21 protein-coding genes are annotated in these 24,121 nt (G+C 61.8%); 11 read left to right on the top strand and 10 right to left on the bottom strand.

Features of this window, described 5'->3' with window-relative positions; genetic code table 11:
• Window positions 1-96: 96 nt before the first annotated feature.
• Genes TRP66_RS03280 through glgA form a run of 5 tightly spaced genes read right to left on the bottom strand, consistent with a single transcriptional unit; the run spans window position 97 to window position 8,799 of the window.
• The gene (locus TRP66_RS03280) at window positions 97-510 is read right to left on the bottom strand and encodes a DUF2934 domain-containing protein (protein WP_333399917.1); all 414 of its coding nucleotides are present in this window, start codon (window positions 508-510) and stop codon (window positions 97-99) included.
• A gap of 17 nt (window positions 511-527) precedes the next feature.
• Window positions 528-3,311, bottom strand: a complete 2,784-nt coding sequence (locus TRP66_RS03275) for a malto-oligosyltrehalose synthase (RefSeq protein WP_333399916.1) — start codon at window positions 3,309-3,311, stop codon at window positions 528-530.
• A complete protein-coding gene (gene malQ, locus TRP66_RS03270; protein WP_333399915.1) occupies window positions 3,308-5,386 on the bottom strand; it encodes a 4-alpha-glucanotransferase in 2,079 nt (692 codons plus the stop codon). Before malQ ends, TRP66_RS03275 begins: the two co-directional genes overlap by 4 nt.
• Entirely contained in the window at window positions 5,379-7,190 is a 1,812-nt protein-coding gene (treZ, locus tag TRP66_RS03265; RefSeq protein WP_333399914.1) for a malto-oligosyltrehalose trehalohydrolase, read from the bottom strand. Before treZ ends, malQ begins: the two co-directional genes overlap by 8 nt.
• Window positions 7,191-7,209: 19 nt before the next feature.
• Window positions 7,210-8,799 carry a glycogen synthase GlgA gene (gene glgA, locus TRP66_RS03260; protein WP_333399913.1) on the bottom strand — a complete coding sequence of 530 codons (1,590 nt, stop codon included), beginning with the start codon at window positions 8,797-8,799 and terminating at the stop codon, window positions 7,210-7,212.
• 619 nt (window positions 8,800-9,418) lie between these two features.
• Here glgA and TRP66_RS03255 point away from each other — a divergent pair.
• Entirely contained in the window at window positions 9,419-9,910 is a 492-nt protein-coding gene (locus tag TRP66_RS03255; protein ID WP_333399912.1) for a GNAT family N-acetyltransferase, read from the top strand.
• A 124-nt stretch (window positions 9,911-10,034) separates the two neighbouring features.
• Here the strand turns inward: TRP66_RS03255 and TRP66_RS03250 are convergent, their stop codons facing one another.
• Window positions 10,035-10,199: a DUF6026 family protein gene (locus TRP66_RS03250; protein WP_333399910.1), complete on the bottom strand. Its 165-nt coding sequence runs from the start codon at window positions 10,197-10,199 to the stop codon at window positions 10,035-10,037.
• Window positions 10,200-10,521: 322 nt separating this feature from the next.
• Between TRP66_RS03250 and gnd the strand changes: the two genes are divergently transcribed.
• The 3 genes from gnd to TRP66_RS03235 are packed head-to-tail and all read left to right on the top strand — an operon-like array spanning window position 10,522 to window position 13,842.
• The gene (gene gnd / locus TRP66_RS03245; RefSeq protein WP_333399909.1) at window positions 10,522-11,496 is read left to right on the top strand and encodes a phosphogluconate dehydrogenase (NAD(+)-dependent, decarboxylating); all 975 of its coding nucleotides are present in this window, start codon (window positions 10,522-10,524) and stop codon (window positions 11,494-11,496) included.
• A complete protein-coding gene (gene zwf / locus TRP66_RS03240; RefSeq protein WP_333399908.1) occupies window positions 11,496-13,028 on the top strand; it encodes a glucose-6-phosphate dehydrogenase in 1,533 nt (510 codons plus the stop codon). Before gnd ends, zwf begins: the two co-directional genes overlap by 1 nt.
• Complete coding sequence (locus TRP66_RS03235) at window positions 13,021-13,842, top strand: HAD family hydrolase (protein ID WP_333399907.1); 822 nt, start codon at window positions 13,021-13,023, stop codon at window positions 13,840-13,842. The genes zwf and TRP66_RS03235 overlap by 8 nt, the downstream gene beginning before the upstream one ends.
• Here the strand turns inward: TRP66_RS03235 and alkB are convergent, their stop codons facing one another.
• Genes alkB through TRP66_RS03220 form a run of 3 tightly spaced genes read right to left on the bottom strand, consistent with a single transcriptional unit; the run spans window position 13,843 to window position 15,047 of the window.
• Complete coding sequence (alkB, locus tag TRP66_RS03230) at window positions 13,843-14,520, bottom strand: DNA oxidative demethylase AlkB (protein WP_333399906.1); 678 nt, start codon at window positions 14,518-14,520, stop codon at window positions 13,843-13,845.
• A gap of 24 nt (window positions 14,521-14,544) precedes the next feature.
• The gene (locus TRP66_RS03225; RefSeq protein WP_333399905.1) at window positions 14,545-14,727 is read right to left on the bottom strand and encodes a hypothetical protein; all 183 of its coding nucleotides are present in this window, start codon (window positions 14,725-14,727) and stop codon (window positions 14,545-14,547) included.
• Between the two features lie 14 nt (window positions 14,728-14,741).
• Window positions 14,742-15,047 (bottom strand): DUF1883 domain-containing protein, encoded by a 306-nt coding sequence (locus TRP66_RS03220; RefSeq protein WP_333399904.1) that lies wholly within the window; start codon window positions 15,045-15,047, stop codon window positions 14,742-14,744.
• A gap of 166 nt (window positions 15,048-15,213) precedes the next feature.
• Here TRP66_RS03220 and TRP66_RS03215 point away from each other — a divergent pair, with 166 nt between their 5' ends.
• A complete protein-coding gene (locus TRP66_RS03215; RefSeq protein ID WP_333399903.1) occupies window positions 15,214-15,564 on the top strand; it encodes a hypothetical protein in 351 nt (116 codons plus the stop codon).
• A gap of 9 nt (window positions 15,565-15,573) precedes the next feature.
• On the opposite strand, the gene TRP66_RS03210 is transcribed toward TRP66_RS03215, so the two are convergent.
• The gene (locus tag TRP66_RS03210) at window positions 15,574-15,858 is read right to left on the bottom strand and encodes a hypothetical protein (protein WP_333399902.1); all 285 of its coding nucleotides are present in this window, start codon (window positions 15,856-15,858) and stop codon (window positions 15,574-15,576) included.
• A 221-nt stretch (window positions 15,859-16,079) separates the two neighbouring features.
• On the opposite strand from TRP66_RS03210, the gene TRP66_RS03205 reads away from it, so the two are divergent.
• The 6 genes from TRP66_RS03205 (at window position 16,080) to ahpF (ending at window position 23,873) form a co-directional block, all read left to right on the top strand.
• A complete protein-coding gene (locus TRP66_RS03205; protein WP_333400321.1) occupies window positions 16,080-17,441 on the top strand; it encodes a UDP-glucose dehydrogenase family protein in 1,362 nt (453 codons plus the stop codon).
• 44 nt (window positions 17,442-17,485) lie between these two features.
• Window positions 17,486-18,325, top strand: a complete 840-nt coding sequence (gene galU / locus TRP66_RS03200; protein WP_333399901.1) for a UTP--glucose-1-phosphate uridylyltransferase GalU — start codon at window positions 17,486-17,488, stop codon at window positions 18,323-18,325.
• 103 nt (window positions 18,326-18,428) lie between these two features.
• Complete coding sequence (gene gorA / locus TRP66_RS03195; protein WP_333399898.1) at window positions 18,429-19,787, top strand: glutathione-disulfide reductase; 1,359 nt, start codon at window positions 18,429-18,431, stop codon at window positions 19,785-19,787.
• 180 nt (window positions 19,788-19,967) lie between these two features.
• Window positions 19,968-21,227: a hybrid sensor histidine kinase/response regulator gene (locus TRP66_RS03190; protein ID WP_333400320.1), complete on the top strand. Its 1,260-nt coding sequence runs from the start codon at window positions 19,968-19,970 to the stop codon at window positions 21,225-21,227.
• Window positions 21,228-21,605: 378 nt separating this feature from the next.
• Entirely contained in the window at window positions 21,606-22,169 is a 564-nt protein-coding gene (gene ahpC, locus TRP66_RS03185; protein WP_333399897.1) for an alkyl hydroperoxide reductase subunit C, read from the top strand.
• A 141-nt stretch (window positions 22,170-22,310) separates the two neighbouring features.
• Window positions 22,311-23,873 (top strand): alkyl hydroperoxide reductase subunit F, encoded by a 1,563-nt coding sequence (gene ahpF, locus TRP66_RS03180; protein WP_333399896.1) that lies wholly within the window; start codon window positions 22,311-22,313, stop codon window positions 23,871-23,873.
• Window positions 23,874-24,121: the final 248 nt, after the last annotated feature.

Genomic DNA, 24,121 nt, shown 5'->3' with positions numbered 1-24,121 from the left:
TCAATATTGCTGGATGAGAGAGCTGGGGAGCCGCAGTCCGCATGGCGAGCCAGTGCGGTTCCTGCGGCAGTGGACAGGTGTTGCGCTGTCAGAGTTTCAAGTAGCCGATGGCTTGCGCGTTTTCTTCGCGGCAGGAGCGCTCGCCTGGCCTTCAGGCAGCGGCGCGGCAGCGGTATTGCCCTTGGTCTTTGGCGCCGGCTTGGCAGCGGTCTTGGCTTTGGCGGGGTCGGCTGCCTTGGTGGCAGTCTTGGCCTTGGCAGGATCAGCAGGCTTTGGAACCGGTGCGGACTTCACGGTCTTGGAAGCGGTCTTGGGTTCCTTGGCGCCGTCCACGGCTGGCAGCTTGGGCTTGCTCGACTTGCGAACCGTGGATTTGTTCGGGGCCAGCGCTTCAGCCTCGGCCAGTTTGCGGGCCATTTCCCAATGACGTTCTTCCTGACCGGCAGGTTGCCCTTCCGATTCCCATATTTGATACGCAAACTCGCGAATTCTTTTTTCGTCGGCACTCATCTCGACACTCCCAGGTATTACTTAGTTTGAATAAGCAGATTCACAGAAAACTGTTCAAGCGTTGCACTTACCGCGATTCCCCCGTCGTTTATCGCTACGACTTCGGAGAACAGGCCTGTCCATTCAGAGCCCGGATCGGCGAACGGCACCATGATGCGGGTATCGCCCCAACTGGCCGCGCTGATGAATGGAGTTTGCGCGGTGCCCAATAGTTCACTGCATGTGCGAGGAACCACGATAATGGCATGCGTGTGCTGCCACTTTCGTGCAAACGCGACCACATGAGCGGCCTGACTGCCGGTGACCTCCAGCGGTATGTACTCGCCGCGGGCGAACAGCTCCGCATGACTGGCGCGCACGTTCAGAGCACGGGCTATCAGCGCCTGCTTGACCCGGCCGTCCTGCCATTGCGCGAGCAGCTGGCCAACGTCCAGCTGCTCGGCAAGCGCGCGCTCACGTGCAGGGTAGTCCACAGGTCGCCGGTTATCCGGGTCGACCAGACTGAAGTCCCAGAACTCGGTGCCTTGGTACAGGTCCGGCACCCCTGGCACGGTCAAGCGTAGCAACGTTTGCGCCAGGCTGTTGAGCGCACCGGCGGTTGCGATCCGGTGCGCGGTCGCGCCCAGCGACTGACGCAGCGCCAGACCTTCGGGCGTCAGCAAGACTCGCTGCAGAAACTCGCGGCACGCGGTCTCGTAAGCCTGGTTGGGTGCGCCCCAGCTGCTCAGCAATTTGGCTTCGCGCAGCGCCTTTTCCTGCCATTGAATCATGCGCTTGGCGTAGGTTTCGTGCGCCTCTTCACCTTCGAGCGTCAGCGGCCAGCTGCCGAGCAACGCCTGATACAGCATCAGCTCGTCGCCGCCGGTGATGGTGACTTCCTCGCCTTTGAGAGGAATCGCCAGTTGCCGCCAGCGCTCGACCTGCTCGCCGTACCACTGTGCATGTTCGCTGAGCACCGCCAGACGCGTACGGGTGTCTTCACCACGCTTGTGGTCATGGGTCGCGGTCGCCAGCAGGTTGTCCGGGAAGGACTCGTGGCGCTTGAGGCATGCGGCATGGAAATCTTCCACCGGGGCACTGAAATGCGCCGGATGGAAGCCTACATCGTTGCGCGACAGCAGCACGGCCGAGCGGTAGAACGCCGTGTCTTCGACGGACTTGGCGGCGACCGGCGAGGTCAGTTGCTGGAAGCGCACGCAGGCATTCTTGTACAGCTTGCGACGCTTGCCGCGCGGCAGGTCGCGCCAGGCTTCTCCGCCGAGCCAGCGCTGAAGGTAGTCGAGCACCGGCCAGTCGCCCTCGTTGAGCGTTGCCCGCGCGCCTTCCATGGCTTGCTGGAAGAAGCGTTCATCCTGCTCCGAGCGGCCGCGGACACTGATGTAAGTGCGATAAATGGGGAAATTTACCACCAGCGCCAGCAGCGCGCGGCGAATGGCGCCCAGGGTCAGGTCGCGGCTCATCAGGTCGCTGCGGGCGACTTGCAGCAGCGCCTGCGCGACGTTTTCGAAATCACCGGCCAGGGTGCCGTGCAGTACCAGGTCGCGTGCAATCAGCTCTTCCTGATGGAAGTCGGCGGGTCGCTCGGAGACACGGCTCCACAAGTCGGTGAGCGGTGCCTGACCCTTGGGGTCATGCTGCAGCAGCGAGACCTGGTTCATGAATTCGTAGCCGGTCGTGCCGTCGACGCTCCAGTCTTCGCGCAGTGGTTCGTCGTGGCCGAGAATCTTCTCGACGAAGATCGGCAGATGTTCCAGGCGCGCCTCCGCCGGACGCTTGCCCAGCAGGCTCTTGACCCGCCGATGCAGCTTGCGGCCATAACCGCGCGGATTCGCCAGCCCGTCGATATGGTCGATACGCAAGCCGTCCACCAGTCCATTGGCGATCAGCTCGAAGATCTTGCCATGGGTGGCTTCGAACACCGTCGGCCGTTCGACCCGCAGGCCGCCCAGCTCATTGATGTCGAAGAAGCGCCGCCAGTTGATGTCGTCGCCCGCCGTGCGCCAGCTCGCCAGCCGGTAATGCTGGCGCTCGAGCAACTGGTGCAGGCGCTCGAAACCTTCAGGGGTGGTGGAATCGAACTGCTCCAGGCCACGCTGAATGGCTTCGAGGATCTCCGGATCCCTGGCCAGCGTCGCCAGCTCGGCCTTGGCCTGGCGTGCGCGTTCGTACGCCTGCGGGTACTGCTCCAGCGCCGAGAAACGCTGGCCCAGTTCGGTGAGCTTGGGATGGGCGACCAGGTGCAGCAGCGGTCCGTAGGTGCTGGGGTTGATCGGGAAGTGGTGCTGGTAGTGTTCGATGTGAAACGCACCGCGTTCGGCGTCGAACCGCAGCGGAATGTCGCCCGCTTGCAGTACCGCGCCGTAATCGCTGCTCAGGAATGGCAGCAGCAGCTGGCCTTCGAGCAGCGGGTCCGGCGAATTCCACTGGATATCGAAGAAGTCCGCGTAAGGGCTGCGTCGGCCCCACTCCAGCAAATCGAGCCACCAAGGGTTGTCGGCACCGCCGACGGCCATGTGGTTGGACACGATATCCAGGATCAGCCCCATGCCATGCTCGCGCAGCGCCGCGACCAGCCGGTGCAGTGCCGGCTCGCCACCCAGCTCCGGGTTGATGACGGTGGGGTCTACGACATCGTAGCCGTGCATGGAGCCGGCGCGGGCCTTGAGCAGGGGCGAGGCATAAATGTGGCTGATGCCCAGACTGGCGAAATAAGGCACCAGAGGTACGGCGTCGTCGAGGGTGAAATCCTTGTGGAACTGCAGGCGTTGAGTTGCACGTAACGGTTGCAAAGGGGGGGTCATCGATTACGCTCCGCAGCTTGTAGCCGGGCCTGGGAGAGCAGCTCCAGTCGGCGCGCGGCATCTTCATGGTCTAACAGGGTTGAACTGTCACCCGGCAGCCGACGACGCCAGTTGGGATGGCTGTCGATGGTGCCCGGCAGATTGGCTTGTTCCTGGATGCCCAAGGCATCTTCGAGGGGCAGCAGCACCAGTGGAGCCGGGGTATGACCCAGGAAGCGCACGCTGGCATCGATGGTCTGCCGCGCATCGTCGGAATCGGTCGGCAAGCTGTCGCTGTGCTGAGCCAGCGCCTGGCGAAGACCGTCCATTTCACGGGCGCGCCCGTCGCGCCACTGCCGCTCGGCCTGTTCGTCGATCTGGCCCAGCCGCGCGTTCCATTCGATATCCAGTTCGCTCAACCAGCCGGCCAGGGTCGGCAGGTCGTGGGTGCTGGTGGTCGCCAGGGCGTCATCCGCCCAGTCCTCGACCGGTTTGAACTGGGCATTGTCCTGTTCGAACAACAGCACCCGCATGCCAAGGATTTCCCGTTCGGAAAGCTTCTCGTGCAGGCCTTCAGGCACGGTGCCCAAGTCTTCGCCGAGCACGATCGCCTTGTGCCGCACGGACTCGAGGCTGAGCAGACGCAGCATGTCGTCGAGCGGGAAGTTGAGGTAGGCACCCTCATTGGGAGGCGAGCCCATCGGGATGACCCACAGGCGTTGCAGGCCCATCACGTGATCGATACGCAGGCCGCCGGCATGGGCGAAGTTGGCGCGCAGCATTTCAATGAAGGCACGGAAGCCGTTGCGACGCAGTCCGTCCGGCGAGAAGGCAGAAATGCCCCAGCTCTGGCCCGCGCGGTTGAGAATGTCCGGGGGCGCGCCGACCGTCAGAGCCGACAGTAGCTCGTCCTGACGGCTCCACGCCTGACTGCCAGCGCCGTCCGCGCCTACCGCCAGGTCTGCGATCAGGCCGATGCGCATGCCGCTGCTGCGAGCCGCAATCTGGGCCCGCTCCAGTCCTCGAGCGATCAGCCACTGGGCGAATGCATGGAAGCCGATCAGTTCGCCATGCTCCGCCGCGAAGCGGCGTATGGCCTCGCTGCGCGGATCCTTGAGTTCGTCAGGCCACTCGTGCCAGTTATCGCTGATACCCAGACTGCCGCTTTGCGCTCGCAGCGCTTCGAATCGGCAATGGTTTTCCAGCGCCTCGCCGCCGTTATGGCGGAAGCTGCTGAAGTCCTCGAACAGCGGATGAGTCGTGGCGCTGAAGGAATCGTAAAGATGTCGCAAGGCTTTCCACTTGGCAGTGGCCGCTGCGGGCCAGTCCACCAGTGGCATCTGCTCCAGACGCTTGAACTCTTCGGCAACGCCCGCGTCTTCGATGGCCTGCCGCCAGGACCGCTCGCCCAGAATAGTGCCGGGCGAGGCGTAGAGTGCGTTTAGAAACAGTCGGCTGGACGGCGAGTAGGGGCTGTAGCGATGCGGGTCGTTGGCGAACATGGCATGGATCGGGCTGATGCCCAGAGCGTCGGCTCCGCGTTCGCCCGCGGCGCGCACCAGGTTTTCCAGCGCCTGGGTGTCGCCAAAACCGCCATCGCCCTCGCGACGCAAGCTGTAGAGCTGCGCCGTGAGACCCCATACATTCGGGCGTGCCGTCTCGGTCGCCATCGCCGTGCTGTAGCAATGCTTCGGAGCGACTGCGATGGTCAGATGCTGGCCGTCGATCTCCAGCTGCTGGTAGCCGGGCGGCGCCAGTGCGGGCAGCTCGGCGTTGGCGGTGAGACGTGCATCGAGAGACGAGCCGTTTTCAAGGTGCAGGATGAAGGGTGTGGAAGGCGCGAACCACTCGGACAGGTCCAGATTCCGCCCTTCATCGACGGTCAGCAGCGGCGGGGCGGTCGTGCCGTGGCGTGAACTGTTCAGCTTCGTCAGGCTGGCGTCGATGGCCTCGCTGCCGTCGGCCGGATACCCGAGCGCCGCGAGGACTTTGCGCAGCACGTCAGGACTGACGGTCTGGGGACGCCCATTGGCGTCCACCCACTGTACTGACAGGCCGACTTCGGTCGCCAGGCGTTCCAACTGCTCATTACTCATCCTGCGTCTCCGCACTATCGCTTGCTGTCAGGCTGACGATCGCCGTATGGGCGTTCAACGTGCCCTGTCTGGAAGGCTCGACCGCGCCGGGGGGGCTGGCGAACAGCAGTGAGCCGTCGCCGAGCGCGGGCACCGTTACCGAATGCTCACTCAGGTTGAGATCGATCCGCAGCACGCTGCCATCGCCCATCCTCCAGCGTGCGCTGACGGCGGCGTCGCCAAGGACCTCGGCACCCAGTGCCTGGGTCCGAGGCAGACGAGGCACAATGGAGCGGTGGCGGATGGCTAGCAGTTCGCGATAAAGCGCCAGCCAGCTGCGGTGGTCTTCGCCAACATCGGTTTCCAGTTGCAGGGCATCCAGCGCCGGGCGCGACGCTTCGAAGGTCTTGGGATCGTTGGGATCAGGAATGGTCTCGCGGCGCTTCTCGTCGGTGAACGCGGCGAAGTCTGCAAATTCGCTGCGCCGGCCTTCACGGACGGCGTCAACCAGTTCGCCGTGATGGCTGGTAAAGAACAGAAAGGGTTCGCTGGCGGCCCATTCATCGCCCATGAACATCAGCGGGATCATCGGTGAAAGCATCAACAGCGCCGTGGCGGCGCGGAGCGCGGGAGCAGGGCAGAGCGCATGCAGGCGCTCGCCGAATGCGCGATTGCCAATCTGATCGTGATTTTGCAGAAATAGCACGAACGCCGTCGGCGACAGATGAGCACTCGGCTCCCCGCGTGCATGGCCGTGTCGCGTCGATTCGCCCTGATAGACGAAGCCCTGGCTAAGCAGTCGCGCCAGTTTCTGGGTCGGCTCCTGGGCAAAGTCCGAATAGTAGGCGTCGGTCTCGCCGGTCAGCAGCACATGCAGCGTGTTATGGCCGTCATCGTTCCACTGGGCGTCGAAGCCCTTGTCCAGCAAGCGGGCCTGATTGAACTCGTTTTCCAAGTTCAGCCAGACATGGCGCTGCGGGTCGATCTGCGCGCGTACCCGCTCGGCGAATTCAGGCAGGAAGGTCTCGTCGCGAATGGCATGCACAGCGTCCATGCGCAGCCCGTCGAAGCGGTATTCCAGCAACCACATCAGGGCGTTATCGATGAAATAGCTGCGCACTTCCTTGCGGCGGAAATCAATGGCATCGCCCCAAGGGGTATGCAGGTCGCTTCGGAAAAAGCCTTTGGCGTATCGACCCAGGTAATTGCCATCCGGTCCGAAGTGGTTGTAGACCACATCGATGATGACGCACAGACCTAGGCCGTGGGCAGTGTCGATCAGATGTTTGAGCTGCTCGGGCGTGCCATAGGACGACTGCGGCGCATAGGGCAGAACGCCGTCATAGCCCCAATTGCGGTCGCCCGGGAACTGCGCCAGTGGCATCAGTTCGATGGCGGTGACGCCGAGGTCGACCAGACGCTGCAGGTGCTTTTCAACGCCGGCATATCCGCCAAGCGATCCCACATGCAGCTCATAGATGACCGCTTCATGCCAGGGCCGCCCTTGCCAGGCGTCGCTCGTCCACCGATAGGCCTTGGGGTCCACGACGATGCTGTGGGAGTGCACACCGTCGACCTGAGCCCGGGAAGCCGGGTCAGGGACTTCGATTTCACCGTCGATGTTGAAGCGATAGCGCGTGCCGGCCGGGCAATCGGCCTCCAGCACGAACCAGCCATCCTGCTGAGGCAGCATGGCCAGTGACTGGCCATGCTCCAGCTCGACGCTTACGTAGTAGGCGTCCGGCGCCCAAAGGGCGAACCGTGTGCGTTCAGGGTCCAACAGTACCGCGCCGTGGCGCCAGGTTTCATCATTACGCTGCGGCATCCATAAACCCCTTTGTTCTTCAATAGTGGAGCGAGACGCTCGAATTCTTCTTCAGCAGGTCCTGATACAGCTCCGCGTAAGGTTCAACCGCCTGGTGCCAGTTGAAAGGGGCCGCCATGGCGCGGCAGCGCATTGCATTGAGCAGTTCAGGGTGTGCGTAGACCTGGAAGGCACGATTCAGGGCTTCGGTGTAGCTTTCCACCGTCGATTCGTTGAACAGGAAGCCGGTCACGCCATCTTCGATGGTATCCGCCAGACCGCCGGTGTTGCGCGCAACCGGCAGCGAGCCGAAACGCTGGGCGTACATCTGGCTCAGGCCGCACGGCTCGTAGCGCGACGGCATCAGCAGGAAGTCGCTGCCGGCGAACATGCGCCGTGCATCAGTCTCGTTAAAGCCGACGCGTACGCTGACACGACCTGGGAAGCGGGCCGCGAGCGCACGCATCGCGTCTTCTTCTTCAGGCTCGCCTCGGCCGATGATTGCGATCTGGCCGCCGTTGTTGACGATGTGTTCAGCGACGCCGATGGTCAGGTCCAGGCCTTTCTGATAGACCAGACGCGATACCACGGCGAACAGCGGACCTTTGGAGGGTTCGAGTTCGAACAGTTCCCGCACGTAATCGGCGTTGATCTCTTTGCGCAGCCATTCGTTGGGCGCGAAATGACAGATCAGGTGCTCGTCGGTCGACGCATCCCAGCTGGCATCGATCCCGTTGGGAATACCGCTGAGCTTGCCCTGTTCGGCCTTGCTCTGCAGGAAGCCTTCCAGGCCGCAACCGAACGCTGGCGTGGTGATTTCCTGGGCGTAGGTCGCGCTGACGGTAGTGATGTGGCTGGCGTAGGCCATGCCGGCCTTGATGAACGACAGCTTGCCGTAGAACTCCATGCCTTCGGTGCTCAAGGCTTCATCGGGAATGCCTAGCTCAACGGTCGAGCCGGTGCTCACGGTCCCCTGATAGGCCAGGTTATGGATGGTGAAGATGCTCGGGGTGGTCTGTCCGCGCCAGCGCATGTAAGCGGGCGCCAGGCCAGCCGGCCAGTCGTGGGCGTGAACCAGCTCGGGGCACCACTGGCTCTTCACGGCGCCGGCGGCAAAATCCGCGGCGGCCAGGCCCAGGCGGGCGAAGCGGATGTGGTTATCCGACCAATCGCGACCTTGTGGGTCCGCGTACGGTGTGCCTTCACGCTCATACAGCTCCGGGCAGATCAAAACATAGATGACCAGCCCGTCCTTCATGTCCATGCGGCCGATCTTGCAGGCCGGCAGTGCGGCGTAACCGCCCAACTCACTGATGATGTGAATCGGGTTGCCGCTATTGAGCACTTGCGGATAGCCGGGGATCAGGACCCGCACATCGTGCAGATGACGCATGGCACGGGGCAGGGCGGCGGATACGTCGCCAAGGCCCCCGGTCTTTACCAGGTCGGCGAGCTCGGAGGTCACGAACAGGACCTTGCGGCGGTTGACCTGAGACATGGTGGGTTGAACCGCCGACGGGGCCACCTGCAATACTGGAACCTTGGAGCCAAAGACCGGCAGATGAGTCAGCTCGCTGGCCGTCTGATTAAAACTCTCTCCCTGCTGGGTTTTGACAGCGGCGCTAATCATCGATTTCTCCCATACAAAACTGTGTTGGTGCGTCAATTGATTTTCTTATGGCCATTTCCTATGGCCGGGTGGCTCACCTGAGCTACGCAATATCAGCTACGCAAGATCGATACCTGACTGAAAAATTGCGCGGCGGTGAGCGACACGAAGAAGCCAAATGCAAGGTGTCCAGCCAACAGCATAGGCGCTCTAAGCAGATGACCTACCCGTTCTGGAGAAGTTTCGACTTTTTGATGGCGAAATGTCTGGCACGTGATCAGGACGGGAGCCCAACAAGCCAGCCTTCAAGCGCAGGGGGGCCGTCTCGACTGGAAAGCACCGTCCAAAGGCCTGCGAAAAGTTTCGGACGACCGGTCGCCCGGCTGGCCTGGAGGCTTTGATTACACAGGGAAAATCGGGGGTGTGAGGTGCGGCCCAGCGGGGTCCGATCGGGTGCGTGCTGCGCGATCGTGCTTCCTGCCGGTGCATCGGCTGAGGGCTACCGGTTCGGGGTATGGAAAAAACCTGTGACACTGATGGCACATTTACGGCTGTGACACGCTAGAATCGTCGCCCCCGACCCGTGCGAAGTGGTCGGTATCAAGGCATCAATTCGTTTCAAGCGTTAAAGAGGTTGGCAATGGATTCCCCAGAGGTACTGGTACTGCAGGCGAGCTACACCAATCCGGTGCATGCTGAAGCGATCGGCTTCGTGCTGAATGAGTACGCCATGGACGCGATGGGCGGCGGCGTACCGATTTCCCTCGATACCCGTGAGCAGATCGCTATCGAGCTGGGCAAGCGCCCCCATGCCTTCAGCGTGCTGGCGTTCATCGCCGGCGAGCCGGTCGGACTGGTCAACTGCTTCGAAGGATTCTCGACCTTCGCCTGCCGGCCGCTGGTCAACATTCATGATGTTGCGGTGATCGCGAAATGCCGCGGCCTGGGCATCAGCCAGAAAATGCTCGCCAAGGTCGAAGAGATCGCGCGCCAGCGGGGCTGCTGCAAACTGACCCTGGAAGTGCTGGAAGGCAACGAGGTTGCCCAGGGCGCTTATCGCAAGATGGGTTTCGACGGTTATCAGCTTGACCCTGCCATGGGACGGGCTATGTTCTGGCAGAAGGCGCTGTAAACAGGGGGAGGGGCAGGCTGTCCGGCACGCCGGTCGTGGCTCGGATCAGGCCTGTCGAAATCGTAAGCAGGGGGCAGATCCGTTCGGCGGTTCTGCCCTCGGGGCTCGTCGGCGAGGCTGGAAATCAGGCCTGCAGGGCGACGCCCAGTTGTGCTTGCTGAAGCATCAGGTTCAGGCTGGCGACTTTCTTCTGCAGTTGCTCGCGCTCTTCACGCAGGGCGCGCAGTTCATCGCGACGAATCGTGACGTACAGGGTTTGTGGTGCAAGTACTGGTAGTGCAGTGCGCATTGCTCACCTCGCAAATGGCGGAATCAACCTCGAAGAGGCCCGTGGCAATGACTTTTCATCCCGGAAGTGTCTTTGCTTACCTCTCTATCGGCGCTAATTCTGATTTCTTTTGCCCGGGATTGGAACTTTTTTATTTTTAATGGTCGCGAACGTTTCACAATCGCGACAAAATGTGTCACCCGGCAGCCTGATGGCTGCCTTTTCCGCCTCCGGGGCGGGAACCGATTCGGGCTCCGCTGGACTAAGCAGCATGCTTCACGCTTCGCTGCGCGGATCGACGGGGCACCTTCATTACGCGTTTCAAGAGTTTAGGAGCACCTTCATGCAACTTGGGATTGTTGGACTGGGCCGCATGGGCGGCAACATCGCGCGGCGACTGATGCGCGACGGGCACAGCACCGTCGTCTACGACCGCGATGAGGCTTTGCGCGGCGCCCTGGCCAACGAAGGTTCGACTCCGGCCGACGACCTGGCATCACTGGTCAAGGCACTCGACAAGCCTCGGGCGATCTGGGTGATGCTGCCCGCCGGCGCGCCGACCGAAGAAACTATTCAGATACTGAGCGAAGTGCTCGAACCCGACGACGTGATCATCGACGGCGGCAACACCTTCTACAAGGACGACATCCGTCGCGGCCAGGAACTGAGCGCCAAGGGCCTGCACTACATCGACGTCGGTACCTCCGGTGGCGTCTGGGGCCTGGAGCGCGGCTATTGCATGATGATCGGTGGCGAGGCCTCGGTCGTCGAGCGTCTGGACCCACTGTTCGCGACCCTGGCTCCGGGGATCGGCTCGATCGAGCGTACCCGCGGCCGCAGCTCGACCGACGACCGCGCCGAGCGCGGCTACATTCACACAGGTCCCGCGGGTTCGGGCCACTACGTGAAGATGATTCACAACGGCATCGAGTACGGCATGATGCAGGCCTTCGCCGAAGGCTTCGATCTGCTCAAGCAGAAGAATTCCGAACTGCTGCCTGCCGACCAGCGTTTTGACCTCGACACCGCCGACATCGCCGAAGTCTGGCGCCGTGGCAGCGTTGTGTCCTCCTGGCTGCTGGACCTCACGGCCGAAGCGCTGGCGACCGATCCAGAGCTCGACGCCTTCTCGGGCTCGGTGTCCGACAGCGGCGAAGGGCGCTGGACCATCGAGGCGGCCATCGAACAGGCCGTTCCGGTTCCGGTGCTGTCCAGTGCATTGTGGGCGCGCTTCCGTTCGCGTCAGACCAGCTCTTACGCCGACAAGATGTTGTCGGCCATGCGTTTCGGCTTCGGTGGACACAAGGAACCCAAGTAATGGCAGCAGGGCGCGGGCAGATCGAGCAGAAACCGGAGGTCGCACCGGCCACGACCTTGTTCCTCTTCGGAGCGCACGGCGATCTGGTCAAGCGGCTGTTGATGCCCGCGCTCTACAACCTGGCCCGCGACGGTCTGGTGGACGATTCCCTGCATATCGTGGGGGTCGACCATAATCCGGTCAGCGACCGGGACTTCGCCCGCAAGCTTGAGGATTTCATTCGTCAGGAGGCCGCCGCCAAGGTCGCGGCCAGCGGGCAGGAACCGCTGGACCCGGCGCTCTGGTCCAGGCTGGCCGAGCGCATCAGTTACGTGCAGGGCGATTTCCTCGACGATTCCACCTACCAGGATATCGCCCGCAAGATCGAGAGCACCGGAACGGGCAATGCGGTGTTCTACCTTGCCACGGCGCCCCGTTTCTTCAGCGACGTGGCCACCCGGCTCGGTGCAGCCGGACTGTTGCAGGAAAGCGGCGACGAATTCCGCCGGGTCGTGATCGAGAAGCCGTTCGGCTCCGATCTGGCCAGCGCCATGGCGCTCAATGCCTGTCTGCTCAAGGTCATGAGCGAAAAGCAGATTTATCGCATCGACCACTATCTGGGCAAGGAAACCGTACAGAACATCCTTGTCAGTCGTTTTTCCAATGGTTTGTTCGAATCCTTCTGGAACAACCATTACATCGATCACGTGCAGATCACCGCCGCCGAGACCGTGGGTGTCGAAACCCGCGGCAGTTTCTACGAGAACACCGGGGCTCTGCGCGACATGGTGCCCAACCACCTGTTCCAGCTGCTGGCGATGGTCGCCATGGAACCGCCGGCGGCGTTCGGTGCCGACGCGGTACGCGGCGAGAAAGCCAAGGTGGTGGGCGCAATCCGGCCGTGGAGCGAGATGGAGGCGCTGGCCAACTCGGTACGCGGGCAATATGCCGAAGGCCTGGTGAACGGCAAAACAGTGCCCGGCTATCGCCAGGAAGAGCGGGTCGCGCCGGACAGCACCACCGAAACCTATGTCGCACTCAAGGTGATGATCGACAACTGGCGCTGGGTCGGGGTGCCGTTCTACTTGCGCACCGGCAAGCGCATGAGCGCCCGCAGCACCGAGATCGCCATCTGCTTCAAGCCTGCGCCTTACGCGCAGTTCCGCGATACGGAAGTGGACCGGCTCAAGCCCAACTATCTTCGCATCCAGATCCAGCCCAACGAGGGCATGTGGTTCGACCTGTTCGCCAAACGTCCGGGGCCGACGCTGGATATGGAAGACATCGAGCTGGGCTTCGCCTACAGCGATTTCTTCGAAATGCAGCCGTCCACCGGCTACGAAACCCTCATCTACGACTGCCTGACCGGCGATCAGACGCTGTTCCAGCGCGCGGACAACATCGAGAATGGCTGGCGCGCCGTGCAGCCTTTCCTGGATGCTTGGGCCAAGAGCCCTGAGCTGCATACCTACCGCGCCGGCGAAAACGGCCCGACCGCGGCCGACGACCTGCTTGATCGCGACGATCGGGAATGGCGGCAGATCGATGTCTGAACGCGCCGAGCCTGCTGTCCGACTGCTGCTTTCCGACATCGACGGTACTTTGCTGCGCCCTGATCACAGCCTGGCCGAGGCGACTGTCGCCGCCGTGCGGCGTCTGCGCGACGCGGGTGTGCAGTTCACGGTCGCCAGCAGCCGTCCCCCGCGGGCCATGCGCCCGATCATCGAGGCGCTGGGTCTGGAGCTGCCGACGGTGGCATTCAATGGCGGGACCCTCATCGACGCTGACGGCAAGGTGCTGACAGCGCATTACATCCCCGAATCCGCCGCCCGAACGTGTCTTGAGCTGTTTGCCGAGCACGCCGTGGCGGTCTGGGTGTTCGCCGATGACCAGTGGTTGCTGCGCGACCTGGCCGGGGACTACGTTGCCCACGAGCGTGACACCTTGGGCTACGAGCCGGTAGTCGTCGATGCTTTCGAGCCCTGGCTGGACCGGATCGACAAGATCGTGGCATCGAGTGCGGATTTCGAGTTGCTCAAGCGGCTGGAGGCCCGGCTCAATCCGCGCATCGAGGGTCAGGCGCTGGCGGCGCGGTCGCAAGCGTACTACCTGGACGTCACCGCGCTGGAGGCCAATAAAGGTTCGGCGCTGGCCGCGCTGGCGCGTTATCTAGATATTCCGTTGGCGAACACAGCGGCCATTGGCGATGGCGGAAATGATGTGGCGATGTTTCGTGTTGCGGGGCTTGCCATCGCGATGGGGCAAGCCGAGGCCGAAGTGGTGGGTCAGGCCGACCGCGTCACGGCGACCAATCTCGAAGACGGCGTCGCCATGGCGATCGATCGCTTCATCCTTTCGGCGAGCTGATCAACCCGCCTTGCGAAAGGTCAGGTTGATGCGTTGTTCGCCGAGCAGGGGGTGGATCGCCGGTTTGACCGGCAGGATCCCATGGAAACGCAGTCGATCTTCGCCGCCCCATACGACAACGTCACCATGTAGCAACGGAATGCGCCGGGCAGGCTCGCTACGTATCATGCCGCCGAATTGGAACACCGCCGCTATCCCCAATGAAACCGAGACCACCGGCGCGCCGTGGTCGCGCTCGTCCTTGTCCTGATGCAGCGACATCTTCGCCCCTGGCACATAGCGGTTGATCAGGCACGCGTCGGGCACGAAATCTTCAAAGCCGGCCGCCTGCGCGGCATCGCAAGCCAGCGCCATGCCGGCCTCGGGAATGGCCGGCCAGGGCAGACCGCTGAGCGGATCGGTGCTGCTGTAGCGATAGCCGTGGCGGTCGGTCACCCAGCCCAGCTCACCACAGCTGCTCATGGCGGCCGACATCAGCAGGCCGCCTGGCGTGATCATCTGCCGCAACGGCGCCTGCTCGAGTCCTCGTTGCAGCGACTCCCACAACAAGTGCGCCACCGGCAGGGCGAAGCCGCGCAACAGCATCGAGGCAGGTCCGATGCGTTCGCGGGACTCGAATGCCGGCTGCTGGTCGGCAAACAGATCGGAGGTAGCGGAAAAGGGGGCGGATGATCGCATGGACCGGATAGACGCCTGCTAGGGTTAGAGAGCCTTGCTCACTTTGACATCGGTGATCTGGTCACCGCTTTCCCCATGCATCTTCTCCAGCGCCGCGCGCGCTTCATCGATGGACGCCGAGTGCAGGTTGGCGAATTCGAAACGTCGTTCGCCATTGAGCTTGTAGCTGACGGCGAATTTGGTGGTGCGAGGATCGGGGTTGGTCACGAGAGCTCCTGGTGTCAGCGCAAGCGGGAAGACGAGCGGCGAACGATTTTGATCGAATGGGTGAATTGCGGTCTGCGGCCGGGATGGGCATCGGGCTTGCGGCCGGTGGTGTCGATGGTGATGTTCCAGTAACCGGTGCTCGGCACGGTGATCTTGGCAGGAAACCGGTCGAATGCCCCGCCATGGTACGTATGGCGGCCACCATTTTTGAAGCTGCGAAAATTCGCATCGTTCATCAGGCGAATGTTGCAGGTTTGCGAGCACTCGATGACGACCTGGTCGTCCTCGTTCAAATGCTCACGCTGGTGTACGAACTTCATGCGGGACTCCGAAACAGCGGTTTTCTTGAAAATCAAAACGATAGCACGCGAGAGACGCCAGTTGACGTCGAGGTCCGGGTAAAAACGGCATTTCGAGCAAAAATCGGCGTGATCGGGATTTAATTCCCGCCAGGCGTGTCGTAGCACCTTTATTTGGAGGGATTGTATGAAACCGGCTGTTGTAATCCTGGCACTGGCAATGACCGGCTGCGCGACCGTCTCGGATATCGAGCATACCCCAGCCACCATGAGCGTGATTTCCGGCAAGAACCCCCGGGAATATGCTGAGTGCTTCAACAGTAAAATCAGCGGCAGTCGCGACTTGCCGGTGGTCGAAACCCGTCGTGACGGTCTGCGCCTGATCGTGGCGCAGAAGATGAGCGAGTCACCTGCCGCCGTGGTCGACATCGAAAGCCGGTCAGGCGGCAGCGCGATCAAGGTCTACGAACGGTTGTCGAACCTGCCGATTCGCTTCCGCGACGTTCAGCATGCCGCCGAAGCCTGCATCTCCGGCTGACGCCAGGCTTCAGGACTTGCAGACCACCAGCACGTTACGGCTTTTGTAGTTGCCGACGTCGACGCCCAGTGTCTTGTCGCTCTCGGCAGGCTGTGGCGTGCCGTCGGTGCCGACGATTTCATAACCGGTGCCGGCGCAGGACGCGTCGGCCTTCTCATAACAGCCGGCCCAAGACATGGCTTCGCCCGAGCAGTCGATGCTCAGGGCTTGCTGGCCGTTCTTCAGATAAGTATTGGAGGCGGTAGCGCAGCCGGTCAGGCCCAGCACTAGGATTAACGGCATCAGTCTGATCATGGTGTTTGCTTCGCTAGGGATACAGGTTCAGGTTGGGGTAAGTGTTACAGCGGTTTGACTGGTCTGTTGTGCCATCGTTCCGCCATGAACGCGCGTCCACCATCGATTTCCGGCAATGGACGCCGACAGTCGATGGCCGTCATGGTGCTGTCGTCCGGATGTCACGCGTCTGCAATCGCGCTGCGTTGCAATCGACGCACATTCAGGACGAGGGTCTGGGTATGCGGCTATGCATCATTGGCGCGGGCTACGTTGGGCTAGTGACCGCAGCCTGTTTCGCAGAGATGGGCAACCGGGTCAGCTGCGTCGAATCCAGGCTGGATCGGGTGGCAATGCTGCGCCGGGGCGAGTGTCCCATTTATGAACCCAGCCTGCAGGCGATGCTCGATGAGCATCAGGCGAGCGGCCTGTTGTCGTTCACCGCGGACCTGCACGCCGGAGTGGCGGGCGCTGACGTGGTGTTCATTGCGGTTGGCACTCCGAGTCACGAGGACGGCGGGGCCGACCTGTCTCATGTCCTGAACGTTGCCGACCAGCTGGGCCTGTGTCTGAACCGCCCCTGTCTGGTGGTCAACAAATCCACCGTGCCGGTGGGGACCGCCGCGCAGGTGGCGCGCCGCATCAACAGTCATCTGACTCGGCGCGGGCTGGGCATGAGGATAACAGTGGCGAGCAACCCCGAGTTTCTGAAGGAGGGCGCGGCGGTCGAGGATTTCATGCGCCCCGAGCGGGTCATCATTGGCTGCGATGCGCCAGACTCAGCCGAGTTGCTGCAGCGTCTCTATGCGCCATTCCTGCGCAATCGCGAACGCGTGCTGGTGATGGACCCGCGCGCCGCCGAGTTCAGCAAGTACGCGGCCAATGCGTTCCTGGCCACCAAGATATCCTTCATCAACGAGATGGCCGGGTTGTGTACGCAACTGGGCGTGGACATCGAGCAGGTCCGGCGCGGCATCGGCAGCGACAAGCGCATCGGTACGCACTTCATCTACGCCGGGTGCGGCTATGGCGGTTCATGTTTCCCCAAGGACGTGCGCGCGCTGATCCGCAGCGCCGAAGAGAAGGGCTTCGAGCCGCATATACTGCGCGCGGTACAGGCCAGAAACGCGACTCAGAAAACCGTGCTGTTCGAAGCCCTGGCGCAACACTTCGGCGGTTACTTTCAAGGGCGGGTGGTGGCGCTCTGGGGGCTGGCGTTCAAGCCCGGCACCGACGATATTCGCGAGGCGCCCAGCCTGGTGCTCATCGATGCGCTGCTGAGCGCGGGAGCCAGGGTGCAGGCGACCGATCCGGCCGCCATGGAGGCGATCGCCGCGCATTATCCCGACGCCGTTGCCGCTGGTCAGCTACGCTTGTGCGAATCATTGTACAGCTGCGCCGAAGGCGCCGATGCAGTGGTCCTGTTGACCGAATGGAAGCAGTTTCGCCAGCCGGATTTCGTTCGGGTGCGTGGTCTGATGCGCATGCCCATGCTGTTCGATGGTCGCAATATCTATGATTGTGCGGAACTATCCGCGCATGGCTTCCTCTATCATGGCATCGGACGGCCAGCGGCGGGGCATTGTAAGGTGACCGCCGCCTGATTAGACTGCGCCGCTAATGCCCATAGCCCTTAACAAGGACCTTTATGATCAAGAAATGCTTGTTCCCCGCAGCCGGTTACGGTACTCGCTTTTTGCCAGCGACCAAGGCCATGCCCAAGGAAATGCTGCCGGTCGTCAACAAGCCGTTGATCCAGTACGGTGTGGAAGAAGCGCTTGCGGCTGGCTTGAATGAGATCTCCATCGTGACCGGTCGCGGCAAGCGCGCGCTGGAAGATCACTTCGACATCAGCTACGAGCTGGAGCACCAGATCAAGGGCACGGACAAGGAAAAGTATCTGGTCGGGATCCGCAAGCTGATCGACGAATGCAGCTTTTCCTATACTCGCCAGACTGAAATGAAAGGCCTGGGCCATGCAATCCTCAGCGGTCGCCCGCTGATCGGCAAGGAAGCGTTTGCTGTGGTGCTGGCGGACGACCTGTGCGTCAACCTCGAAGGCGACGGCGTGCTGGCGCAGATGGTCAAGCTGCACAACCACTACGGCTGTTCGATCATCGCTATCCAGGAAGTCGATCCGCAGGAAACCAACAAGTACGGTGTGATCGCCGGCGACGAGATCAAGCCGGGTCTGTTCCGCGTGACCGACATGGTCGAAAAGCCCAAGCCTGAAGACGCGCCGTCCAACATGGCGATCATCGGCCGTTACATCCTGACCCCGGACATCTTCGAGAAAATCGAGCAGACCGAGCCTGGCAAGGGTGGCGAAATCCAGATCACCGACGCGCTGATGAAGCAGGCGGCCGAAGGCAACGTCCTGGCCTACAAATTCCAGGGTCAGCGGTTCGACTGCGGCGGGGCTGAAGGCTATATCGAAGCGACCAACTTCTGCTTCGAGCACTTCTACAAGACCGGCAAAGCCTACTGATTCACGGGCGCGCCTGATCTCACGCAAAGCCACCTTCGGGTGGCTTTGTCGTTTGTGACAGAGCGCTGAGGAGGTATGCTGTCGACCTGCTTAGGAGACAGCAATGGCATACGACTTCGATCTGTTTGTAATCGGCGCGGGTTCCGGTGGTGTCCGGGCCGCGCGTTTCGCCGCCGGCTTCGGCGCCAGAGTGGCCGTGGCGGAAAGCCGCTATCTTGGGGGCACCTGCGTCAATGTCGGCTGCGTGCCCAAGAAGCTGCTGGTGTATGGCGCGAACTTTGCCGACGAATTCGAGCATGCCCAGGGCTTCGGCTGGACGGCGGGTGAGCCTACGTTCGACTGGCCAGCCCTGATTGCCAACAAGGACCGGGAAATCCAGCGTCTCAATGGCATTTATCGCAACCTGCTGGTCAACAGCGGTGTCACGTTGCTCGAAGGCCATGCCCGGCTGGTCGGCAAACAGAAAGTCGAGGTCAACGGGCAGGTCTACAGCGCCGAACGCGTTCTGATCGCCACCGGCGGCTGGCCGCAGGTTCCGGACTTACCGGGACGCGAGCACGCCATCACCTCCAACGAAGCCTTTTATCTTCCGCAGCTGCCCAAACGCGTAATAGTCGTGGGTGGCGGCTATATCGCGGTCGAGTTCGCTTCGATCTTCAACGGCCTGGGCGCCGATACGACGCTCGTGTACCGCAGGGAACTGTTCCTGCGCGGCTTCGACAACAGCGTTCGCACGCATTTGCATGAGGAGCTGATCAAGCGCCGCATGAGCATCCAGTTCAACAGTGACATCGAGCGCATCGACAAGCAGACGGACGGTACGCTGCAAGTGACATTGCTGGACGGGCGGGTCATGGAAGCCGACTGCGTGTTCTACGCTACGGGACGGCGGCCGATGCTCGACAACCTGGGGCTGGAGACGGTCGATGTCAGGCTCACCGAAGAGGGTTATATCGATGTCAACGACCACTACGAGAGCAGCGAGCCTTCGATTCTGGCGATCGGGGACGTCATTGGCGGTGTACAGCTGACGCCGGTCGCGCTGGCCGAAGGCATGGCCGTCGCGCGCAGGCTGTTCAAGCCTGAGCAGTACAGGCCCGTGGACTACAACCACATACCCACCGCAGTCTTCAGTCTGCCGAACATAGGAACGGTCGGCTTGACGGAGGAGCAGGCAATCGAAGCGGGGCATTCGGTGAAGATTTTCGAAAGCCGTTTCCGGCCGATGAAATTGTCCCTGACTACCGATCAGGAGCGCACCCTGATGAAGCTGGTGGTCGATGCCGACACGGATCGAGTGCTGGGTTGCCACATGGTCGGCCCTGATGCTGGCGAAATCGTGCAGAGTCTGGCGATCGCCATCAAGGCGGGTGCCACCAAGCAGGTCTTCGATGACACCATTGGCGTGCATCCGACAGCCGCGGAAGAATTCGTCACCATGCGTACCCCTGTCGAGCGTTGACAGGGCGACTGCAGAGCCGGCCATGGGGCCGTTCTGCACGCCGCCTTGAGCGCGCGACGCAAGCCCGACTGTCAGGATGAGGGTCGGGCCATACCCGTGATACCAGGAAGGTCCATTATGTTGAGTCACGACACTTCGGCGTCCGAACCTGCGCTCCCGCACCGGGATGCCAAGGATTTCATGCGCCACATCGACAGCTTGCGCGACAGTGAGCGCCATTTCCGGACGCTGGCCGAGAACATGAGCCAGCTGGCGTGGACCGCGGACCCGCGTGGTCACGTGCATTGGTACAACGAACGCTGGTGCGCCTACACCGGCGCGTCGGCGGAGGCCATGCATGCGCTGGGCTGGCGGTCGGTGCTGCACCCCGAACACCGCGAACGCGTGGTCGCTCGACTGCAGCATTGTCTGGCGACCGGCTCGATCTGGGAGGACACCTTTCCCATGCGCGGGCAGGACGGCGGCTACAACTGGTTCCTGTCCCGAGCCTTGCCGATCCGGGATGACCAGGGTCACATCACCCACTGGCTGGGCACTCACACCGACATCACCGCTCAGGTCCGGGCCGAAGAGGCGCTGCGAGAACTCAATGAAAGCCTCGAACTGCGGGTCGCCGAGCGCACCCGCGAACTGGCGCGCGCCAATGAGCTGCTGCGGATCGAGATGGACGAGCGGGCGCAGGCCGAGGAAGTCTTGCGTCATGCGCAGAAAATGGACGCCATCGGCCAGTTGACCGGCGGCATCGCTCACGATTTCAACAATATGCTGACCGGGGTTCTGGGCGCTCTGGAGTTGATCGAGCGGCGTATCGCTTCAGGTCGGGTCAGCGAAATCGGCCGTTATATCGAGGCGGCGATCACCTCCGCCAATCGGGCGGCCGCGCTCACCCATCGACTGCTGGCGTTTGCGCGGCGCCAGCCATTGAGCGCCGGATCAGTGGACGTCAACCGAATGGTGACCTCGATGGAAGAGCTGTTGTGTCGCACCATCGGCGACAACATCACGTTGCACATTGATCTGGCCAAGCCGCTGCCAGCCATTCGCGCGGACGAGCACCAGCTGGAAAATGCGCTGCTCAATCTGGTGATCAACGCGCGCGATGCCATGGCCGAGGGCGGGGAGGTACGGGTGTGCAGTGAACTGGCCGAGGTTACCCGGCAGCAAGGCATCGTCACCCCGGGAACCTATGTGCAGCTGAGCGTTACCGACAGCGGCTGCGGCATTCCGGCGGAGCTGGTCGAACGGGTGTGTGAGCCGTTCTTCACGACCAAGCCGCCAGGGCGGGGGACGGGGTTGGGCCTGTCCATGGTCTACGGGTTCGTCAAACAGAACGACGGGCATGTAAAGATTGACAGCGCTGAAGGCGGCGGAACCTGCATCCGCCTCTACTTGCGCTGCGCTGCGCCAACCGAGACCCAGGGCGCCTCGTTATCGGACTGAAATCACGCCAGGGCGCGTGTGAATCGCTCCGGTTGCATTGATGTCGACTGTCAGGGCAACGTTACAGCCGGAACTCACCGCCTTGGCGGTCTGCCAGCACGAAGCCGGCCGGCGAGCAGACCTTCACGTCCCCGGAGCCTGTGCAGGCTGAAAGGACATCGGGCGCGCAATGCGCTACATTGACGCCTCGCCGTCCCTCGGAGGCGTCAATCCTCCGCGGCGGTGTAAAGGTTTCTTCTATTGATAAGCGCGTTTCATAGGCAAAAGCAATTGATGACATGAGCTTTACCAATGAGCCATCGTCATGAATCACCGTTAAGATTCACGCCATCAAAGTTTCAAACCCCTTACGTTCACACACCATCAGGAGATGTACCGATGCCTATCATCAACAGCCAGGTAAAACCGTTCAAAGCTACCGCGTTCAAGAACGGCGCTTTCGTTGACGTCTCGGACGCTGACTTGAAGGGCAAGTGGTCTGTCGTTTTCTTCTACCCAGCCGACTTCACTTTCGTCTGCCCGACTGAACTGGAAGACCTCGCTGACAACTACGAAGCTTTCCAGAAGCTGGGCGTTGAAATCTACAGCGTTTCGACCGACACCCACTTCGCGCACGCTGCCTGGCACAACACTTCGCCAGCCATCGGCAAGATCAAGTACACCATGATCGGCGACCCGACTCTGGCTATCTCCCGCAACTTCGACGTGCTGATCGAAGAAGCTGGCCTGGCTGACCGCGGTACTTTCGTGATCAACCCTGAAGGTCAGATCAAGATCGTCGAAATCAACGACGGCGGTGTTGGCCGCGACGCCACCGAGCTGCTGCGCAAGATCAAGGCTGCTCAGTACGTTGCCGCTCACCCGGGCGAAGTCTGCCCAGCCAAGTGGAAAGAAGGCGAAGCCACTCTGGCTCCTTCCCTGGACCTGGTCGGCAAGATCTGAGTCCTGTTGAAATGGCTGAATCTTTCGAAGCAGCCAAGGGCGTTGAGCTCTTGAGCAAGTAAACCGCATCGCCCTCTAAACGCCCGGGCGGTCTTCGCCTGGGCGTTTTTATTTCTACTCATTGAAAAAGGAAGCCGACACATGTTGGACGCCAATCTTAAAGCCCAGTTGAAGTCCTACCTGGAGCGGGTCACTCGCCCCATCGAGATCGTTGCGTCCCTTGATGACGGCGCGAAGTCTCAGGAAATGCTGGCTCTGCTCAATGACATCATCAGCGTTTCCAAGGATGTCACCCTCAATGACAGCGGCACCGACGTGCGTACCCCGTCGTTCTCGCTCAACAGCCCCGGGAAGGACATCAGCCTGCGTTTCGCCGGCATCCCGATGGGTCATGAATTCACTTCGCTGGTCCTGGCCCTGCTGCAAGTGGGTGGTTATCCGCCCAAAGTGAGCGCCGAGACCCTCGAACAGGTTCGCGGACTCGAAGGCAGCTTCAAGTTCGAAACCTACTTTTCGCAGTCCTGCCAGAACTGCCCTGACGTGGTTCAGGCGCTCAACCTCATGGCAGTGGTCAACCCGAACATCGAGCACGTCGCTATCGACGGCGCGCTGTTCCAGGACGAAGTCACCGACCGCAAGATCATGTCGGTGCCAAGCATTTACCTGAACGGTGAGCTGTTCGGCCAGGGCCGCATGGGCCTGGAAGAAATTCTTGCCAAGATCGACACCAACGCCGGTGCTCGTCAGGCCGAAAAGCTGAACAGCAAAGAAGCCTTCGACGTGCTGGTGGTCGGCGGCGGCCCTGCCGGTTCCGCAGCAGCGGTCTACTCGGCTCGTAAAGGTATCCGCACCGGTGTGGCAGCCGAGCGTTTCGGCGGACAGGTGCTCGACACCATGGCAATCGAGAACTTCATCTCGGTTCAGCACACTGAAGGCCCGAAACTGGCCGTTGCGCTGGAAGAGCACGTCAAGCAGTACGACGTGGACATCATGAACCTGCAACGCGCTGACCAGTTGATTCCAGGCAAGGCCGGCGAGCTGCACGAAGTCAAATTCGCCAGCGGCGCGAGCCTCAAGGCCAAAACCGTGATCCTTGCGACTGGCGCACGCTGGAGGGAGATGAACGTTCCGGGCGAGCAGCAGTACCGCAACAAAGGCGTGGCCTACTGCCCGCACTGCGACGGCCCGCTGTTCAAAGGCAAGCGCGTAGCGGTGATCGGCGGCGGTAACTCGGGCGTCGAGGCGGCCATTGACCTGGCCGGTATCGTTTCCCACGTCACCTTGCTGGAGTTCGATGTAAAGCTGCGTGCTGACGCGGTTCTGCAGCGCAAGCTGCACAGCCTGCCGAACGTGACCGTACTGACCAACGCCCAGACCACCGAAGTCACCGGCGACGGTGAGAAGGTCAACGGTCTGCGCTACAAGGATCGCGTTTCGGGTGAGGAAATCACCGTGGCGCTGGAGGGCATCTTCGTCCAGATCGGCCTGCTGCCCAACAGCGAATGGCTCAAGGGTGCCATCGAGCTGTCGCCACGCGGTGAAATCGTGGTCGACGCCCGGGGCGAAACCTCGGTACCAGGCATCTTCGGTGCCGGCGACGTGACTGTCACGCCGTACAAGCAGATCATCATCGCCTTGGGCGAGGGTGCCAAGGCCTCGCTGAGCGCCTTCGATCACCTGATCCGCACATCGGCTCCCGCTTGATCCATAGCCGCTGAACAAAAAACCCCATGAGCGATCATGGGGTTTTTTTGCGTCAGCATCGGCAGAATCTGTAGGAGCGGCTTCAGCCGCGATGAACGCCAACCCGGATCGCGGATAAATCCGCTTGTGTCTTCCATCAGGCTAAAGTCTGGGGTGAGAGGGGTGGACGGCAAGCTGTCTAATCGCGGTGCCCTTGAGCACGTGTAGGAGCCAAGCTGCCGTCCACTCTTCCCGCTTTGGCTCAAAGC

This window comes from Pseudomonas sp. JDS28PS106 (assembly GCF_036706555.1).
GTDB lineage: Bacteria > Pseudomonadota > Gammaproteobacteria > Pseudomonadales > Pseudomonadaceae > Aquipseudomonas.
The sequence above is the reverse complement of the archived record's forward strand: the minus strand, read 5'-3'. Positions and strand labels throughout refer to the sequence as shown.

What these genes read in the sequence shown, in the direction of transcription:
- TRP66_RS03280 (WP_333399917.1), bottom strand. Translation starts at nt 510, where the DNA reads ATGAGTGCCGACGAAAAAAGAATTCGCGAGTTTGCGTATCAAATATGG.
- TRP66_RS03275 (WP_333399916.1), bottom strand. Translation starts at nt 3,311, where the DNA reads ATGACCCCCCCTTTGCAACCGTTACGTGCAACTCAACGCCTGCAGTTC.
- malQ (WP_333399915.1), bottom strand. Translation starts at nt 5,386, where the DNA reads ATGAGTAATGAGCAGTTGGAACGCCTGGCGACCGAAGTCGGCCTGTCA.
- treZ (WP_333399914.1), bottom strand. Translation starts at nt 7,190, where the DNA reads ATGCCGCAGCGTAATGATGAAACCTGGCGCCACGGCGCGGTACTGTTG.
- glgA (WP_333399913.1), bottom strand. Translation starts at nt 8,799, where the DNA reads ATGATTAGCGCCGCTGTCAAAACCCAGCAGGGAGAGAGTTTTAATCAG.
- TRP66_RS03255 (WP_333399912.1), top strand. Translation starts at nt 9,419, where the DNA reads ATGGATTCCCCAGAGGTACTGGTACTGCAGGCGAGCTACACCAATCCG.
- TRP66_RS03250 (WP_333399910.1), bottom strand. Translation starts at nt 10,199, where the DNA reads ATGCGCACTGCACTACCAGTACTTGCACCACAAACCCTGTACGTCACG.
- gnd (WP_333399909.1), top strand. Translation starts at nt 10,522, where the DNA reads ATGCAACTTGGGATTGTTGGACTGGGCCGCATGGGCGGCAACATCGCG.
- zwf (WP_333399908.1), top strand. Translation starts at nt 11,496, where the DNA reads ATGGCAGCAGGGCGCGGGCAGATCGAGCAGAAACCGGAGGTCGCACCG.
- TRP66_RS03235 (WP_333399907.1), top strand. Translation starts at nt 13,021, where the DNA reads ATGTCTGAACGCGCCGAGCCTGCTGTCCGACTGCTGCTTTCCGACATC.
- alkB (WP_333399906.1), bottom strand. Translation starts at nt 14,520, where the DNA reads ATGCGATCATCCGCCCCCTTTTCCGCTACCTCCGATCTGTTTGCCGAC.
- TRP66_RS03220 (WP_333399904.1), bottom strand. Translation starts at nt 15,047, where the DNA reads ATGAAGTTCGTACACCAGCGTGAGCATTTGAACGAGGACGACCAGGTC.
- TRP66_RS03215 (WP_333399903.1), top strand. Translation starts at nt 15,214, where the DNA reads ATGAAACCGGCTGTTGTAATCCTGGCACTGGCAATGACCGGCTGCGCG.
- TRP66_RS03210 (WP_333399902.1), bottom strand. Translation starts at nt 15,858, where the DNA reads ATGATCAGACTGATGCCGTTAATCCTAGTGCTGGGCCTGACCGGCTGC.
- TRP66_RS03205 (WP_333400321.1), top strand. Translation starts at nt 16,080, where the DNA reads ATGCGGCTATGCATCATTGGCGCGGGCTACGTTGGGCTAGTGACCGCA.
- galU (WP_333399901.1), top strand. Translation starts at nt 17,486, where the DNA reads ATGATCAAGAAATGCTTGTTCCCCGCAGCCGGTTACGGTACTCGCTTT.
- gorA (WP_333399898.1), top strand. Translation starts at nt 18,429, where the DNA reads ATGGCATACGACTTCGATCTGTTTGTAATCGGCGCGGGTTCCGGTGGT.
- TRP66_RS03190 (WP_333400320.1), top strand. Translation starts at nt 19,968, where the DNA reads ATGCGCCACATCGACAGCTTGCGCGACAGTGAGCGCCATTTCCGGACG.
- ahpC (WP_333399897.1), top strand. Translation starts at nt 21,606, where the DNA reads ATGCCTATCATCAACAGCCAGGTAAAACCGTTCAAAGCTACCGCGTTC.
- ahpF (WP_333399896.1), top strand. Translation starts at nt 22,311, where the DNA reads ATGTTGGACGCCAATCTTAAAGCCCAGTTGAAGTCCTACCTGGAGCGG.